The 14825-nt window shown below is 65.7% G+C and carries 16 protein-coding genes; 3 read left to right on the top strand and 13 right to left on the bottom strand.

Features of this window, described 5'->3' with window-relative positions; all coding sequences use genetic code 11:
* Window positions 1–28 precede the first annotated feature (28 nt).
* The 3 genes from ACFQZZ_RS14740 to ACFQZZ_RS14750 all read right to left on the bottom strand — a co-directional run bounded on the left by ACFQZZ_RS14740 (window position 29) and on the right by ACFQZZ_RS14750 (window position 2556).
* Window positions 29–1171 (bottom strand): winged helix DNA-binding domain-containing protein, encoded by a 1143-nt coding sequence (locus ACFQZZ_RS14740; protein ID WP_378679737.1) that lies wholly within the window; start codon window positions 1169–1171, stop codon window positions 29–31.
* A gap of 21 nt (window positions 1172–1192) precedes the next feature.
* Window positions 1193–1939: a phytanoyl-CoA dioxygenase family protein gene (locus ACFQZZ_RS14745; protein WP_378679740.1), complete on the bottom strand. Its 747-nt coding sequence runs from the start codon at window positions 1937–1939 to the stop codon at window positions 1193–1195.
* A 122-nt stretch (window positions 1940–2061) separates the two neighbouring features.
* Window positions 2062–2556, bottom strand: coding sequence for a hypothetical protein (locus ACFQZZ_RS14750; RefSeq protein WP_378679743.1), 495 nt, complete (start codon window positions 2554–2556; stop codon window positions 2062–2064).
* A gap of 135 nt (window positions 2557–2691) precedes the next feature.
* Here ACFQZZ_RS14750 and ACFQZZ_RS14755 point away from each other — a divergent pair, with 135 nt between their 5' ends.
* Window positions 2692–4791, top strand: coding sequence for a TerD family protein (locus ACFQZZ_RS14755; protein ID WP_378679746.1), 2100 nt, complete (start codon window positions 2692–2694; stop codon window positions 4789–4791).
* Between the two features lie 36 nt (window positions 4792–4827).
* On the opposite strand, the gene ACFQZZ_RS14760 is transcribed toward ACFQZZ_RS14755, so the two are convergent.
* Window positions 4828–5547 (bottom strand): TetR/AcrR family transcriptional regulator, encoded by a 720-nt coding sequence (locus ACFQZZ_RS14760; protein ID WP_378679749.1) that lies wholly within the window; start codon window positions 5545–5547, stop codon window positions 4828–4830.
* An 8-nt stretch (window positions 5548–5555) separates the two neighbouring features.
* Window positions 5556–6785 (bottom strand): cytochrome P450, encoded by a 1230-nt coding sequence (locus ACFQZZ_RS14765; protein ID WP_378679752.1) that lies wholly within the window; start codon window positions 6783–6785, stop codon window positions 5556–5558.
* A 238-nt stretch (window positions 6786–7023) separates the two neighbouring features.
* Here ACFQZZ_RS14765 and ACFQZZ_RS14770 point away from each other — a divergent pair, with 238 nt between their 5' ends.
* Window positions 7024–7467, top strand: coding sequence for a group II truncated hemoglobin (locus tag ACFQZZ_RS14770; RefSeq protein ID WP_378679755.1), 444 nt, complete (start codon window positions 7024–7026; stop codon window positions 7465–7467).
* A gap of 4 nt (window positions 7468–7471) precedes the next feature.
* Here the strand turns inward: ACFQZZ_RS14770 and ACFQZZ_RS14775 are convergent, their stop codons facing one another.
* From ACFQZZ_RS14775 to ACFQZZ_RS14790, 4 genes are all read right to left on the bottom strand, one after another.
* The gene (locus ACFQZZ_RS14775) at window positions 7472–8314 is read right to left on the bottom strand and encodes a hypothetical protein (protein WP_378679758.1); all 843 of its coding nucleotides are present in this window, start codon (window positions 8312–8314) and stop codon (window positions 7472–7474) included.
* A gap of 9 nt (window positions 8315–8323) precedes the next feature.
* A complete protein-coding gene (locus ACFQZZ_RS14780; protein WP_378679761.1) occupies window positions 8324–9754 on the bottom strand; it encodes a DUF1254 domain-containing protein in 1431 nt (476 codons plus the stop codon).
* Window positions 9755–9841: 87 nt separating this feature from the next.
* Window positions 9842–10171 (bottom strand): hypothetical protein, encoded by a 330-nt coding sequence (locus ACFQZZ_RS14785; RefSeq protein ID WP_378679764.1) that lies wholly within the window; start codon window positions 10169–10171, stop codon window positions 9842–9844.
* Window positions 10172–10248: 77 nt separating this feature from the next.
* Window positions 10249–10542, bottom strand: a complete 294-nt coding sequence (locus ACFQZZ_RS14790) for a hypothetical protein (RefSeq protein ID WP_378679767.1) — start codon at window positions 10540–10542, stop codon at window positions 10249–10251.
* A gap of 273 nt (window positions 10543–10815) precedes the next feature.
* Between ACFQZZ_RS14790 and ACFQZZ_RS14795 the strand changes: the two genes are divergently transcribed.
* Window positions 10816–11091, top strand: a complete 276-nt coding sequence (locus ACFQZZ_RS14795; RefSeq protein WP_378679769.1) for a hypothetical protein — start codon at window positions 10816–10818, stop codon at window positions 11089–11091.
* A 43-nt stretch (window positions 11092–11134) separates the two neighbouring features.
* On the opposite strand, the gene ACFQZZ_RS14800 is transcribed toward ACFQZZ_RS14795, so the two are convergent.
* The 4 genes from ACFQZZ_RS14800 to ACFQZZ_RS14815 form a co-directional block, all read right to left on the bottom strand.
* Window positions 11135–12403 (bottom strand): VWA domain-containing protein, encoded by a 1269-nt coding sequence (locus tag ACFQZZ_RS14800; protein ID WP_378679771.1) that lies wholly within the window; start codon window positions 12401–12403, stop codon window positions 11135–11137.
* Window positions 12404–12508: 105 nt separating this feature from the next.
* The gene (locus ACFQZZ_RS14805) at window positions 12509–13375 is read right to left on the bottom strand and encodes an esterase/lipase family protein (protein ID WP_378679774.1); all 867 of its coding nucleotides are present in this window, start codon (window positions 13373–13375) and stop codon (window positions 12509–12511) included.
* Between the two features lie 293 nt (window positions 13376–13668).
* Window positions 13669–14349 (bottom strand): hypothetical protein, encoded by a 681-nt coding sequence (locus ACFQZZ_RS14810; RefSeq protein WP_378679776.1) that lies wholly within the window; start codon window positions 14347–14349, stop codon window positions 13669–13671.
* Window positions 14346–14708 (bottom strand): DUF1304 domain-containing protein, encoded by a 363-nt coding sequence (locus ACFQZZ_RS14815; RefSeq protein ID WP_378679779.1) that lies wholly within the window; start codon window positions 14706–14708, stop codon window positions 14346–14348. The genes ACFQZZ_RS14810 and ACFQZZ_RS14815 overlap by 4 nt, the downstream gene beginning before the upstream one ends.
* Window positions 14709–14825: the final 117 nt, after the last annotated feature.

The following is a 14825-nucleotide window of genomic DNA, read 5'->3' on the forward strand; positions in this document are numbered from 1 at the left end:
GGGGTACCCACCGACTCGGACCGGTTCGTCACAACACCCGGACATCCCACCGCGCGTCCGCCGGCGTGCTGAAGCCGAGCAATCGAACGGCCTCGGCTTCGATCGCACCACGCTCCGCGGTGGACACCGGGCGCAGCGGACGCACCGTCAACACTGTCCCGTCGTCGACCCGCGATTGCGTCCACGTCGCGGTGACAGCGCCATCGACGAGAACGGTTGCCGCGACGGCGGCACCGACGCAGACTTCGGCGCGAACCTCCTTGGTCATGATCCGCGTCCGGTCGGCGTGCGCGAGCAGCGTGGCGTCGAAGTCCGGCAGGAACCGCACCGGTGCGGGCACGTCCGCCGACGGTATCGGTGCGTCCGCGATATCGAACAGTTCTCGGCCGAGTTCATCGGCATACACCCGCAGTTCGGGACGTAACTGCTCGAACACCTCACGCAATCCGCCCACACCCGACCACGCTCGGGCATCGGACACAGTGGCGGGCCCGAATGCCGCCAGATACCGCCGGACCACCTGCCCGCAGTCCTCGGCGGTCGCCTCTGGTCGCATGCCGATCCAATCGGCATCGGCGAACGGAGTCGCACCGCGGGTGTTCCAGGTGCCGCTCGGCGCCGGGTGCACGAACGGCGCCAGGTACTGCACCGTCCATCCGAGCGCGGTCGAGTCCGCGCCCGGCCGTTGCCGCGCCAGCAGCCGACCCAGCTCGGGCCTGGTCAGTACGCGCCCATCGGCCAGCAGTTCCCGGGCGTCGACCAGCAACGCCTCGAGGTCGACACCCGATGTCCGGCGCCCGAATGCGTTGCGCTGCACCCGACGCAGCAAAGGCGCGAGCACCGGCCGGACGAGCCGAAAGTCCGGCACCGACATCAGGTGCTGGGTGGCACGCATCATCGTCGAGCGCACCAATGTCCGGTCTTCGATCGCCGCGGTCAGATCCTCGATCGCGAACTTTTCGAGCCTGCTCCACAGCGCGAGGTAGGGCAGGTTCGCATCCTGCGCGTTCAATCCGAGCACCCGTTCCACAGCCGTGACCACAGACAGTTCCGACCGGCGCAGCAGCAACTGCCGCTCGAGCAGCGTCCGGTTGAGCACCCGCAAGCTCAGCACGTCCGGACCCGTTCGCCGCGCGCGCCCGGAGCGAATGTCTCGCGATGTCTTTGTCATGACCACGACATTATGGCGAACTTAGGACAGGATTATTCCTAACGAACCGACCCGCGGATACCGGACCGTGTCGAGCGGGTGCCCGGGCTCGACACCGATCACTTCGTCCTGATAGGCAACTTCGAGCCCGGGCTGATACGTAGCGTCGGCGTCCATATAGACAGTGGCCAAGGAGATTCGAGCTACGTCGGTCTCGTTGGCCCCGGCCATATGCACGACCTGGGAATGATGGAACGTACAGTCCCCGGCGCGCAGCGGCACCGAGGTTCGCGGCCACCAGACCAGTTCCGGGCGGGCATCGAACGGTTCGGCGAATTGTGGCTCGGTGTCGTCGGGCCACTCGTGCGAGCCCGGGATGAAGGTCATACATCCGCGCTCCACCGGTACGTCGACCAGCGCGACCCATGCGGTCAGTGTCACGGGAGTACCGGCGATCGGAAACGCCGGATCGTCGATGTGCAGTGGTGTGCGGGTACTGCCGGTGGTTCCCTTGCGTAGCAACTCGCTCTTGAACATTCGCAGCGGCTGCCCGGCCAGCCGTTCCGCGATACCGGTGATGCCGGGGTGCAGAGCGAGGCGCCGCATGACCGCGCTCTTGGCCTCCGGCTCGACGACCCAATCCATCACATTGCCGCGACCTTCCTCGTCCCAGGAGACCTTCGTGTGCTGTTCGAGCTGACCTCGGGCGTCGGCCAGGAATTCCCGCACCTCATCGTCACTGAGCACCCCCGGCACATGCACGAAACCCCGATTGCGGTAATCAGCCACGGTCGCCGGCGAAAGTGTTTGTGGTGTAGTGAGTTTCATCAGATTCTGCACAATAAATACGCTACGGGTCGATTAGGACAGGCCGCTTCCTAATTGCTCACGGAGGCAGTTCTGACCGAAAGCTACCGACGGCGCTTCGAGGGTTTGGCAGGCGGTTCCTCGGCGGGTCGCTCCTGCGCGCCCATCCCGGTCAGCTTGCCGAGCAGCGAGACTCCGGGCAGCTTCGACAAGCGGCCGAGGACGTCTTCACCCAGCGCGATCATCGCCTCCAGCCGCGGCAGCAGCCGATCGTAGGCCGCGAACGCCGGGTCGGCGAGGGCCAGCGTGCGATCGAGGCGGTCGATCGTGGAGTTGAGGCGATCGATGGCGGTCGAGAGGTTCTCGATCAGATCAGGCAATTGAGCGGCCAACTGGGCCGACGCCGGCGGGAGCCGCACCGCGGCGTCGAATGCCTGCCCTGCCGTCAGCTGCGCCGCGTCCAACGCCGCGCCCGCCGCCGACTGCGCCGCCGCGGCCGCGGACTGCGCGGCGGCCAGGATGTCGCCCGCACTCGGTACACGCGGGCCCGGCGCTTTCGAAGGCGTCGCTTTCCGGCCTGGCCCCTTCGGGTTGGTCATGACACCACTCTGCCGTACCGGACAGTCGATCGTAAGGAAGCCGTACCGGTCAGTCTGTGCCGAGTCACACGCATCGCCGAGCATCGACCTCGTGGAATTCGGCGTGTCGGACCCGCGTGGCATAGTTCGAGGACGATGAAACTCAGCAAAGGCGCCAACGCACCGGTACCGACATCCCTTCTAGCCGTGGTTGTTTCATGGCAGTCGGATCATGCCGTGGATGCGCATGCGCTGTTGCTGAATGACTCGGGCATAGTTCGGACCGATCGCGACCTCGTGTTCTACAACGCACCCCGGCACATGTCGCAAGCAGTGACTCTCGACCAAGAACCCGCACCGCGAACGGCACGGCTGAGCGTCTCGCTGCCACGCACCGAGGCGGACGTGCAGCGGATCGTCATCGCGGGCTCGATCGAAGACGGCACGCTCAGCGATATCACCGGGTTGACGCTCACCGTGCACGCCGCCGACGGGCCGGTGACGCAGTTCGACATCACCGACACGGACTCGGTGGCGGCGATGATGTTCGGCGAGTTCTACCGCAGGGACGGGCAGTGGCGATTCCGCGCGATCGGTCAGGGTTGGTCGAGCGGGTTGGCCGGGCTCGTCACCGAGTTCGGCGTCAGCGTCGATGGTCCGGCCGAGCGAACGCCCACGCGCGTCCCTGCCTCCCGAGCCGCGAACCCGTTCGGCAGGACGCACCCTCCAACGACACCCCGGACCGTGGGTGCCTCCGACGGGAACCGGTCGGCGACGACCGTTCCCCGATCCATGGATTCTTTCGACAGAACTCGCACTGCGGAGCGTGGGTCCCGATCCACCGGCACCCGAATGCCCGCGCGCGCCGACTCGTTCGACGATCCCGGGCCGGCCGCGAGCGCGGCCACCTCGGGCGACCCGTTCGACGGCAATCGAGTAACAGCGGCGACCGCGTACCCGCCGGCCGTACCGGTCGATCGGCAACAGACATCAGCGGCGACCGCGTCGCAGTCGACCGAACCGTTCGATCAGCCGCGATCACCCGCGGCGACCAATTCCGAGGCTACCGATCGACGCACGGTATCGACGGCGAACATCTCCCGGACTCCGGAGCGCTCCCCAAGCCGAACAGCACGGCCGGTCGACCTCGAACGCCACCGTAACTCGGTCGAACAAGCACCACCCCCGCCCCCGAACCCAGAACGCGCCGAATGGCATTCGGACTCGGAGGACCCGTCGCGGATGCGCTGGTGGGACGGTAGCGAATGGACAGGCGCTACCTACCCGCGCAGGCAACCCGGTCCTCGGGACTGCGCGCGCTGCGCAAACCCGCGGCGCCGCAAGCTGTTCGGCGGCCTCGCGCCGTGCCAGGGCTGCGAGATCGAGATCGAAGAATTCCTCACCCACTGGCACACCCAAGCCTGGCGGGTGCTCACCGCGTCCGGACCGCGCGGCGACGACTGGGCCGCATTGTGGGCGTCGCTGCGGTACCAGCGAATCGACGAGAGCGCAGGCCGGGAGGCTCTGCGCGACGCCGCACTCAGCTATGTGGAGCGGCTGGTCACCTTCGCCTTCGCCGACGGTGAGGTGGAGCTCGCCGAGTTCGAGGCGTTCGAGTACGCCATCGCCGAGCTGGCGCTGAGCGGCCCACTGATCGAAGATCTTCGCAGGCGAATGCACCGCGGCCGCACGCTGTCTCGGCTGCGCGGAGGCGATCTGCCGATGATCCGAACTCCCGGACTACACCTGGATCCCGAGGAAAAGGTGCACCTCGATCTGCCCGCGATCCACGTCCGACAGTTGGCCAAGGGCCCGAAGCTCACCGATGGCAGACTGATCGGCAGCAACAAGAAGCTGCGCTTCGTCGGCGCCGACACCGGTATCGAACTGCCGTGGTCGCGAGTCGTTTCCGTGCACCGCGAACAGAACACGGTCGTACTCGCCGCGACCTCGGCGCGCGGCGGCGCGACCTTCGAGGTCACCGACCCCGATTACGTCGCAGCGGCCCTGGAAGGCGCGCTACGGGTGGCCAAACGACTGATCCTCACCCCCGGGCAGCGCGACACCCGCAGCATCCCACAGGAGGTCAAAGCCGAAGTGTGGCAACGCGACGGCGGCAAATGCGTCGAATGCGGCGACGGCCACTACCTCGAATTCGACCACATCATCCCGCTCAGCCGCGGTGGTGCGACCAGCGCGTCGAACCTGCAAATCCTCTGCCGCGCTTGCAACCGCACCAAGGGCGCCCGTATCTGACCGGCATCGCGTGGGCTGCGTCCGCCCGGCGATTCGCTAGTCGCTGATCAATCCGGCGGTCCGACCCAGCTCCGCCAGCATCGTGTCGAACAGGATCTCCGGGTTCGACAGCGGGATCGGGTAGTTGCCGAAGACTTCGAGGGTGACGTGGCCGTAGAGACGGGCCCAGATCTGGATCATCAGATAGGTCACGCCGAGGTCCAGTTTCTCGGCGGGGAACTTCTGGCCCGCCTCCGAAACCGCGGCGAGCAGCTCGGTTTGGAACCCGATGAGATCCTCGCGCAGGCCCGCCGGAATCACATCGGTCGGCAGCGTGACGATGTCGTAGGTCGCGAGCAGGCGGCCCGCGGCGGCAAGGAAGATGCGGCCGAACGGTTCGTCGAAGCGCCGCATCACTCCGGAGCGGCCCACCCCGGGCGAGGCGAACACCAGGGTGAACTCCCTGGTGTGCGCCAGCGCCCAGCGCCGGAAACCCTTGCAGATGGCGAAAAACTGCACCACACCATCGTCGGGCAGGGTCTCGATCTCGGCGGACAGCTCGGCCGCGAGATCCGCGCAGAACTCCAAGCGCAGGCTCTCCAGTAGGTCGTCCAGCGACCGGTAATACCGGTAGAGCGCGGGCGCGGTGATCCCGAGTTCCCGTGCGATCGCCCGCAACGTGACCGCCTCTGGCCCCTGCTCGACCAGCAGTGCGCGGGCCACCCGTCGGATGTCGCCGTCGGTGACCACCGGCGCGCGGCCGCGCGGTTTACTCATACCGAGATTCAAGCGTATTCGACTTCCCAGCGCTTGATGCCGTTGAGCCAGCCCGAGCGCAGCCGCACCGGGTCGGAGACCTGGCGCAGGTTCGGCATCACATCGGCGATGGCGTTGAACATCAGGTCGATCTGGAGCCGGGCCAGGTTGGCGCCGACACAGTAGTGGGTGCCGGTGCCGCCGAAGCCGACATGCGGGTTCGGGTTGCGCAGCACGTCGAAGGTGAACGGATCCTCGAAACCCTCCTCGTCGAAATTGGCCGAGCTGTAGAACAATCCGACCCGCTGCCCCTTCTTGATCTCCTGGCCGCCGATCTCGGTGTCCTGCGTCGCGGTGCGTTGGAATGCCGTCACCGGGGTGGCCCAGCGCACGATCTCGTCGGGTGCGGTCCGCGGCCGCTGCTGCTTGTAGAGCTCCCACTGGTCGGGATTGTCGACAAAGGCCTTCATGCCGTGGGTGATCGAGTTGCGAGTGGTCTCGTTACCCGCCACCGAAAGCAGGATGACGAAGAACGCGAACTCGTCGGAGCCCAGGTTCTCGCCGTTGATATCGGCACTGATCAGCTGGGTGACAATATCGTCGGCCGGGCACTTGCGCCGCTCTTCGGCCATGTTCCAGGCGTAGCCCATGACCTCGGCAGTGGCGGTGTGATGGTTGCCGTCGAACTCCGGATCGTCGTAGGAGATCATCTGGTTGGTCCAGTCGAAGAGCTTCTTGCGGTCGTCCTGCGGGACGCCGATGAGCTCGGCGATGGCCTGCAGCGGCAGCTCGCACGCAATCTGCTCGACGAAGTCACCACGCCCGGACTTCTTGGCCTCGTGCACGATCTTGGCCGCCCGCTCGGTGAGTGCGGCGCGCAGGCTTTCGACCGCGCGTGGAGTGAAACCCTTGGAGATGATGCGGCGGGTCTTGGTGTGCTGCGGCGGATCGAGATTCAGCATCAGCATGTTGCCGAGCATGTCGATCTGCTCGCGGGTGGTCTCTTCGTTGAACCGGATGATGGCGGTGTTCTCGTGCGAGGAGAACACATCCGATCGCTTCGAGATCTCCTTGATGTGGTCGAGCTTGGAGACGACCCAGTAGCCGCCGTCGTCGAAGCCGCTTGCCCGATCGGTCTGGGCGCACCACCACACCGGCGCGGTGCGGCGCAGCTCGGCGAATTCTTGGATGGGCAGACGGCTGGCGAGCAGGTCGGGGTCGGTGAAGTCGAATCCTGCGGGAATCGAGGGCGTGGTCACGGCTATCTCCTACCGGTCTGGGCTGCAGACCTCACAACATTGTGTGGAACACGTTCCAGAGAAGATAGAACCACAGAACCCCATCACGTGAACAGTGTTTAGTAAAACCTGTTTACTTTTCTTTGTTCGCTCTCAGGAAACCCTGACAGTTCCCGCGAAAAGATGCGCGATGACCGTGACCGGGCTTGTAATGGGGGTGACAGATTCTCGCTCGATTCTCCTTTCGGAGGCTCCCACCATGACCAGTCTGTATGAGCACGCCGGTGGCGAAGAGGTGCTGCACCGCGTCGAAGAGGCGTTCTACGATAAGGTCCTCGCCGATCCAGTGCTGAAAACCCAGTTCGCCGAACGGCTCCCGGATCACGTCGACCATCTCACCTGGTTCACCGCCGAATCCTTCGGTGGCCCAGATCGTTTCACCAAGCAATTGGGTTTCGACCACATCATCGCGGTGCATCGCAATCTGGCGATCACCGATGAGCAGCGCCGACGGTTCGTGGAGCTGTACGTCGAAGCCTTCGAAGAGGCGGGACTGATGGACAACGACGCCTTCCGTGCCGCCGTTCGCTCCCACGCCGAGTTCGGTTCGGAAGTAGCACAACAGAACTCACACGCAAAGACAGACGAGGAGCTACACCCGATCCGCGAGGTACCGCGGTGGACATGGGACGGCGACGACTGACCTGCTAGCCCGGCGCGATGCGCCGGGCAATCAGATCGACCATCATCTGAGCCAGCGCGTCGGTGACATCGGCGGTCTGCTCATCCGGGGTGCCACGCGTATGGGCGGCCACCGCGAAGCCGTGCCCGAACGAGGCCGAGGCCACCTCCTGCTGCCCGAAATCCGACCATCCCCACTTGGTGCCCAAGACGCCGGGCAACCTGGCCGTGCCCCAATCCTGAAGAGTGCCATCGGATGCCATGGCATCGGCCGCCGCCATCCAGTCGAAGATCGGCGACTCGGGGTCGCTGCGCTGCTTGGTTTCCAGGAAGGTGGCCACGTCCGCGGTGCTCGTGTAGGACATGCCCCAGCTGGCGCCCGCTGTGGTCGCGGTGAGCCGGTATTCCGCGGCGATGGCGTCGATCGCCTGCGGATACTTGGCCCCCATCAGCTCGGCGGCGCCGTCGTCCGAATCACGGATCATGCGCTCGGCGAGCGTCCGATCCGACGGCGATCCGTCACCGTGCCGCAGCGCGTAATCGACCATATAGAGCTTCACCATCGACAGCCCGGTACGCGTCTCGTGCTCGTTGGCCGTACCCCACTGGATACCGGGAATTGCCGACCGGAACGAGATCGCGGTGCGCGGCGGGACCGCGCCCGGGGCGGCGTACTCCAGCGCGATTCTCGGCAAATCAGCTGCGGGGCCACCTGATTCGGCAACGGCCGCACTCGCCGGAGCGCCGGACGAATCACTGGCGGCGCTGCGCGACTCCGCACCGGGGACATCGGCTGCGGCGTCGGGTGCGGCGAGCACAAGCAGCGCCCCCGCGGTGAGGACCGAGAACACGACAACCCGGCAGTCCATCGCCGATCCCTACGGCGCGACGTTCAGCACGGGCGGCTTCCACTGTCCATCGAGCGCAACAGCTCTCGGCGCATACAGGCGCATGGTGAGCGAGAACCTTCCCAACTCCGGGATCGGCAGCCAATTGCCGGTGGGCACACGCGCGCCGGGGTCGGTGTGCTGGATCGCGAGATCCAGTGAGCCGTCGGCGTTGAGGACCACGGGAACCTGATGGCCGATCGCAAAGATGTTCGCCGGGTTGGGTATCAGGAAGTTGTCCGCGCCGTAGGCGGTCAGCGACCAGAACGCATCGACCGGCGGCAGCTGGCCCGGTGGGAAATGCAGCCGGAAATTCGTGGGCACGCCGTTGAGGTCGGCACTGCCGAAGAGGGTCGGGTATATCGCGTCCTCCGGCAGGTTGGCGCCCACGCCCTGCCAGGCGGTGCTGGCACGCAACCAGTAGTCGGTCCCGTAGGCGCCGATGTTGGGGTCGAATGCCCACCCGTTCTCGTTCACCGCGTTCGGGTCGGCATACACGGGGATCTGCTTCTTCGCCTTGTCCGCCGCCGCGGTCAGATCGTCGGCGGAGATGCCGGTGACGCTGCCGCCGGGCCGAATCCCGATGGCAGCGAAACGATTCATCGCGGGCAGATCCTCGGCGCGCGGCGGATTCACCTTCATCACCGCGCACAGCCGTTCGAAGAAGGTGGCCGCGTCCATCTCGACGACCTGTTTCGACGGGGACGTGCCTGAGCCCGCTGCCGGCGTCGTAGCGGACGCGGGCGCGCCTTTGCCCTCGACCCACGCTTTGAGCGGGACAAGCTTCAGTTGCCGCTGGATGGCCTGCACGGCGGGGATGTCATCGGTGCCGTTGACCTGAATCCGGCCGAGCAGCCACACCGTGGGCGTCGGCATGGACAGTTGCGTCACGCCATCGGGCAGGCTCCCGGTCCACTGCGGTCCGGTGACGACATAGGTGTAAGGCGGCGCGGGCGCATCCGGCTTCACCTGCGGTCGAACGCTACTCGGGTTGTGCACGGTATTGGTCCAGGCATCCATCAGCTGCATCAGCCAATATCGGCCCGGCTCGACAGCGGGCACCTGCAGCACGATGGGTTCGGTGGACACATCGAGCCAGGCGGCGGAGTACAGGGTGTCCAGATTGATTCGAACGATGTCACGCTGGCCGGGCGTCGGCAGCGCGGCAGCGTGCTGGAAGGTGTTGGCGGGCGTGATCTTTTCCGCCGCGACCCGAGTCGCATCCATCAGGACCAGCGGATAGCCGAAGACATAGGCGTCCGTGGCAATCGCCTTCGGGTCCTCCGGCGTGAGGGTCACGCTGGTCGAGGAGCTCTTGTCCGACGTACCGCACGCCACCACGGTCGTACCCGCCATGGTCGCAGCCGCCACCCCGAACATCGTCCGGCGCGAGAGCTGTGCGAGTGAACGCTCGACGCCCATGGTCTTTCTCCCTACTCTCCGATCGAGCCGGACACCTTCGAGAGATCCAGGCGGAAGTATAGCCACATATTTGCCAGACCTGCGGTTTTATCGGGATGCACCTGGTGTGCGCGCCATCAGCGCACGCAGGATGGTCGTCAGAACGTCGACCGGATCGGCAATCGACGGACGTGGATCGTCCAGGCTCCATTGATGAACAGTGGCATCGACCGCGCCGATGAAGACCGTCGTCGCCCTCCGCCATCCACCCAGCGGCACCTGCGCCACCGCGGCGGCGCGGGCCAGGTCGGCCAGCCACTGGCCCCAATTTTCGGCGAAGACCGACAACGCCGCGTCCGCGAACCGCGCGCGGCGCTGTACGCGCCGCTGCGACACCGACCGGCCGCCATAGCCGCGATTCGACTCCACCACGCTCATCACCGACAACACTGAGGGGCACCGGCTGACCGGAGCGTTCAGCCGAACCAACTCCGGTTGCTGATCGGATGCCTACCTCAGGCGCCGATGACGGCGTTCATGATGGTGCCCGCGCTGGTCGCGACGACACCGCCGATCATGGCGCCCGCCACCATCTTCGGCGACTGCAATCCCCCACCGGTCCACTTCTCCCAGGCGAAGTGGCCACCGGCATAGATGATGCTGATGATCCCGGACAGCATCGCGAACCAGGTCAGATACCGCACCAGCTGCAGAATTTTGTCCGAGAGGGGCGGCGCTTCAGGGGTCGGGTCGCCGATCTGCGCCAGCGTGGTGAAGGTGTCTGCAACCGACATCAGGATGGTGCTCACCGTCTACTCTTCCGGTCGACAGTTGTTCGGACACCGGCGAATTCGTCTCGCCTATAGACCAGCCCCCAAGTGGCAGCACCACGCCCTTCGACGGGATCACCGGCTCGCGGCGGCCGCTGCTCGACCACACGCTCTTCCCATCATCCCACCGTCATCGGCTCCCGCAAGGGTGTCGCTCGCCGCACTGTTGCTTCGGCGTGCCTGCGCCACTCCGGATTAACCGATACCATCCGTGGGAGCGAATCCCTGTCCCACACCCAGAATGAGCACCTGATGATCCTGGCCGCCGTTTACGACACCTGGGCACAGATCGGCAATCCGACCCCAGAAGCCCCGCCCATCTCGGACAAAATTCTTCAGCTCGTCCGGTACATGACCTGGTTCGTACTGTTGGCCGGTGTCTGCGCCATCATCTACGCGGGCGGTCGTTTCGCCTGGGAGAAGTGGTCCGGCGGCGGCCTGGAATCACCGAAGATGGTGGCCGGAGCCATGATCGGCGGTGTCGTCGCTACCAGTGCGGGCACGATCATGAACGCGGTCATCGGCTGACACGCGGCCGCGCCGCAATCGGATCGGCGCTGCGCCCGACGAGTCAGTGCAGGATGCCAGCGAGCCGAGCCGCGCGAATCCAGTCCGGGAACTCGCCGAGCAGACGACCGTACAGCTGGGCGTCGTCGACCTTGTCGATATCGTCCAGTGCGAAGAAACCGGCATTGTCGACAAGCCGGTCCGCCATCTCATCGAGCGAGCGCAGCAGACCGTAGTTGGCTTTGCCGAGGCCGACGAACTGCCAAAAGGCAGGCAGGCGTGAGGCTTCCCGCATGAGCTCGGCGATCTCGCGCTTCTTGGCGAATCCGCCGTCGGTGAAGAACAGCACCAGTGTCGGCCGATCCCCCGGTCGCAGCGAGGAGATGATGTCGCGCATGATCGGCAGCTCGTCGTTGCGGCCGCCCATCGTGTCGTAGTTGATACCGGCATGCGTGCCGGACAGATGCAGGAACTTCTGCGCCCACTGCTCGCCGTGCTCGACCGTAATATCCGGCAGCTTCGCAAAAGACAGCGCATAGAGATACGCCTCCAGCGTGCCGTCATCGTCGAGCTGGGTCGCCACCGGAATCATCCGCTGCACTACCCGATGCACAACCTGCTGGCGATACTGCCGAATCATGCTGCCGGTCTTGTCGATGACCAGCACCACCCGCGCACGAACCCCGAAGGCCTCCTTGTTGATCAGCACCTTCGCGACTTCCCGTTTGCGAAGGTCCAACTGTCCGCGCTTCTCGAACGACAGCTTCGCCTCGCCGGGCACGGTCCGCACTGCGAGCCCACCCGGTTCGGTGGCCGCTGTAGGCGCACCGGGCGGTTCGTCGTCCACGCTTACTCCGTGGTCGATGACCAACGCCGCGAATCCGCCTGCGTAGCCCTGCCCCACCGCCCGCACCTTCCATTCGGTATTGCGGCGGTAGAGCTCGAGCGCGATGACGACAGACTCGGTGCCCAGACCGTCGATCACATACTCGTACAACACGTTTCCTGCACCGTCGCCGACAACAGCGACCGGTGGCGCGCATTGACCGAAGGTGGCAGCCGGATCGTCCAGCGTGATCACCGCCCGAATCTGCCTGATCGCCACGGGCACATCCGCGAGGGAAACCGCGAGCGACGCAGGCGTTCCGGGCCGCAACTCGATACCCGGCGCACTCGGCTGATTGAAAAACACGAAGTCGGCGTCGGACCGCACCTTGCCGGACTCGGTCACCAGCAGCGCGGAGACATCGGCCGCCGCATCAACCCGAACCGACACCACCGCCGTCGCCGCCGCGAGCGGCCCGTTCTGTCCCTTGACGAGTGCCGTGCCCACCGAGACTCCTGCCGTAATGACCGCCCCCGACGCGCGTCAGCCTACGTCAGCAAACGCCGGACAACAGACTGATCACCACCCATCGGAACAATCAGCCGCGTACAGCTACGAGTACAGCTGCTCGACAACCCATTTCGTGGTGTCCGCGCTCGAACGGAGGGTCGAATGATCGACCGCGGGACTACCTGGGAACAGGTCCTCGTAGAAGACGTTGGTGACACCCGGCTCGGTGATGAACGAGCACACTCCCGCCGGTGTCGCGATCGCATCGTTCTTCGTCGCCATCACCGAATAGCGGACGCCGGGCTGCACCAGCGGTCCGTCCATGACGGCCTGGTAGACATCGGATGCCGGAGTCAGTTGCAGCGCGTTGGCCATACTCGGCATCAGCGTCGACAGCACCGGCACCAGGAACGGCAGCGCCTGCACCAGTTGGACCGGCGTAATCGGCAAGTCCTTCAGCCCGTACTGGGCAAGGAAACCGACGCCGTCACAACCGCGCGCCTCCGGCGTCAGCAGCACCATGTTCGGCACATCCGCGGCGCCGCCGAGCACTTTGACGAAATAGTTCGCGACGAACGTGCCCGCCGAATGCGCGACGATATCGACCTTGGCGGCTCCGGTGGTCGTCTTGACCTTCGCGACGAACTGCGCCAGCTGTCGAGCCGCGCTCGGCATGTCACCCGCCCAACGCTTTCCGTCGACGACTCCGCCCTGGAACAGCAGGGTGCAGGCACCCGCCTGACGCAACGCCGAAACCATCGGACCCCATTGCGCCGCGGTATCCGCTGTGCCGCCGTCCGCCCCCGGCAGCACGATCACCGGATTCGGTCGGGCGCTACTCGGCAGGCAGTCGATCGCCGGTTCGATCACGGTCCCGGCTGGCACGGCCGGCGCGGCCGAGCCACTGCCGGGAGCCGCGCCCACCGGTGCCGCCGCCATCGTCAACGCGCCGGCCAGTGCAACCCCCACAATCCCCGCCCGCACCGGACCAACCCATTCATGACGCCTGAAAACCATGTGCTGCAAAGCCTTTCGACAACGCCTCATCGCGACGAACGACGCCAACCGAACCGCCCCACGTCACCCAACGACAAGCTCGAACCAACCGAACTCCGACTCCCCGACCAAGTCCCTTCGCCCACATGCCAACAGCTCTCACCCCGGATGTCAACAGCAAGGGCCGCGGGGCCGCGAACGGGCATGACTGTGTGGGCTTCCTGACGTCAGCCTCAGCCATGTCCCGTTCGACGGATGATGCTGTGTCAGCCGACGAATTCGCGGTCTCCGTATTGGATGGCGTCGGCGTTCCACGCGCCGCCGATGCTGGTGACGAACTGCTGGGTCAACGCAAGGTCGGTGCGGTCGGCTACCAGGATCAGGGCGCCTGCCTCGGTGACGGAGCCACCGACCAGGTGGTCGCGAGCGGTCGGATCGGCGACCAGGGCGTCGCGGAATTTGCGCACGTCGATACCGGGGACTTCGACGGTGAACGCGTCGATTCCCGGTGCGTTCGGCGCCAAGTGTTCGAAGGTCAGCACCGATTCCTGCTGGAAACGGGTGCGCACCTGGTCGGCGATGTGGCGCAGATCGGATGCGTCGACGCAGGCCAGGTGGAACTCGCGGGACCGCTCGTAAGTCGCCTGCTGTTGCTCTTCGGACCAGAAGACCCCGCTGACCAGCGTGGACCCCACCGGAAGGCCGATGCTCTGGAGGGCAATCCCGCCCACCGCGAGTTCGAAACCCTCCAGCCGCGTCCGTAGCCGTTGATCATCCGGATCGGTGATCGTTGCGGTGTTGTCGGTGGCGAACAATTCCGCGGTGGGCCGCAAGGGATTTCCCACCGCGCACGCGGTTGGCGCAGCCTGCGCCGGCCCCACTCCCCCGACCAGACCGGACGCGACGAACAATGCCGCAACCGCGGCCATGACCCGTGAAGTTGTCATCCCGCGATCAGAACCGCGCTGAGCGCAAGCGCACCTGGCACCGCCTGGGCGAACAAAATGCGACGATTCGCCGTCACCGCGCCATACACCCCAGCGATCACCACGCACGCCAAAAAGAAGACTTGGACCCGGAACCCCGTCGGGTCCGCCGCAATCAACCCCCACACCAACCCGGCCGCCAGAAACCCGTTGTACAGCCCCTGATTAGCAGCCAACGGCGCAGTCGCCCTCGCCATCTCGGCATCGAACCCGGACAACCCCCGCCCCGGCTTGCCCTCCCACAAAAACATCTCGAGCACCAAGAAGTACGCGTGCAACACGGCCACCAAGCCGACCAGGATGTTCGCGATAGTCGCCATCGTTCGGACAGTACCCACCCCAGCGCCTATATCGGCCCGCGAAACGCTCGCCCCACCAACCGAATCTCCAGCAGGTGGCAGGAACAGCCCCAGACCGTTCCGGCATGCATCCAACGC

It is taken from the genome of Nocardia sp. GCM10030253 (assembly GCF_042675075.1).
Lineage (GTDB): Bacteria > Actinomycetota > Actinomycetes > Mycobacteriales > Mycobacteriaceae > Nocardia.

Excerpts from the sequence above, each read along its gene's own strand:
- ACFQZZ_RS14740 (WP_378679737.1), bottom strand. The coding sequence starts at position 1,171 with ATGACAAAGACATCGCGAGACATTCGCTCCGGGCGCGCGCGGCGAACG.
- ACFQZZ_RS14750 (WP_378679743.1), bottom strand. The coding sequence starts at position 2,556 with ATGACCAACCCGAAGGGGCCAGGCCGGAAAGCGACGCCTTCGAAAGCG.
- ACFQZZ_RS14755 (WP_378679746.1), top strand. The coding sequence starts at position 2,692 with ATGAAACTCAGCAAAGGCGCCAACGCACCGGTACCGACATCCCTTCTA.
- ACFQZZ_RS14760 (WP_378679749.1), bottom strand. The coding sequence starts at position 5,547 with ATGAGTAAACCGCGCGGCCGCGCGCCGGTGGTCACCGACGGCGACATC.
- ACFQZZ_RS14770 (WP_378679755.1), top strand. The coding sequence starts at position 7,024 with ATGACCAGTCTGTATGAGCACGCCGGTGGCGAAGAGGTGCTGCACCGC.
- ACFQZZ_RS14775 (WP_378679758.1), bottom strand. The coding sequence starts at position 8,314 with ATGGACTGCCGGGTTGTCGTGTTCTCGGTCCTCACCGCGGGGGCGCTG.
- ACFQZZ_RS14780 (WP_378679761.1), bottom strand. The coding sequence starts at position 9,754 with ATGGGCGTCGAGCGTTCACTCGCACAGCTCTCGCGCCGGACGATGTTC.
- ACFQZZ_RS14785 (WP_378679764.1), bottom strand. The coding sequence starts at position 10,171 with ATGAGCGTGGTGGAGTCGAATCGCGGCTATGGCGGCCGGTCGGTGTCG.
- ACFQZZ_RS14795 (WP_378679769.1), top strand. The coding sequence starts at position 10,816 with ATGATCCTGGCCGCCGTTTACGACACCTGGGCACAGATCGGCAATCCG.
- ACFQZZ_RS14810 (WP_378679776.1), bottom strand. The coding sequence starts at position 14,349 with ATGACAACTTCACGGGTCATGGCCGCGGTTGCGGCATTGTTCGTCGCG.
- ACFQZZ_RS14815 (WP_378679779.1), bottom strand. The coding sequence starts at position 14,708 with ATGGCGACTATCGCGAACATCCTGGTCGGCTTGGTGGCCGTGTTGCAC.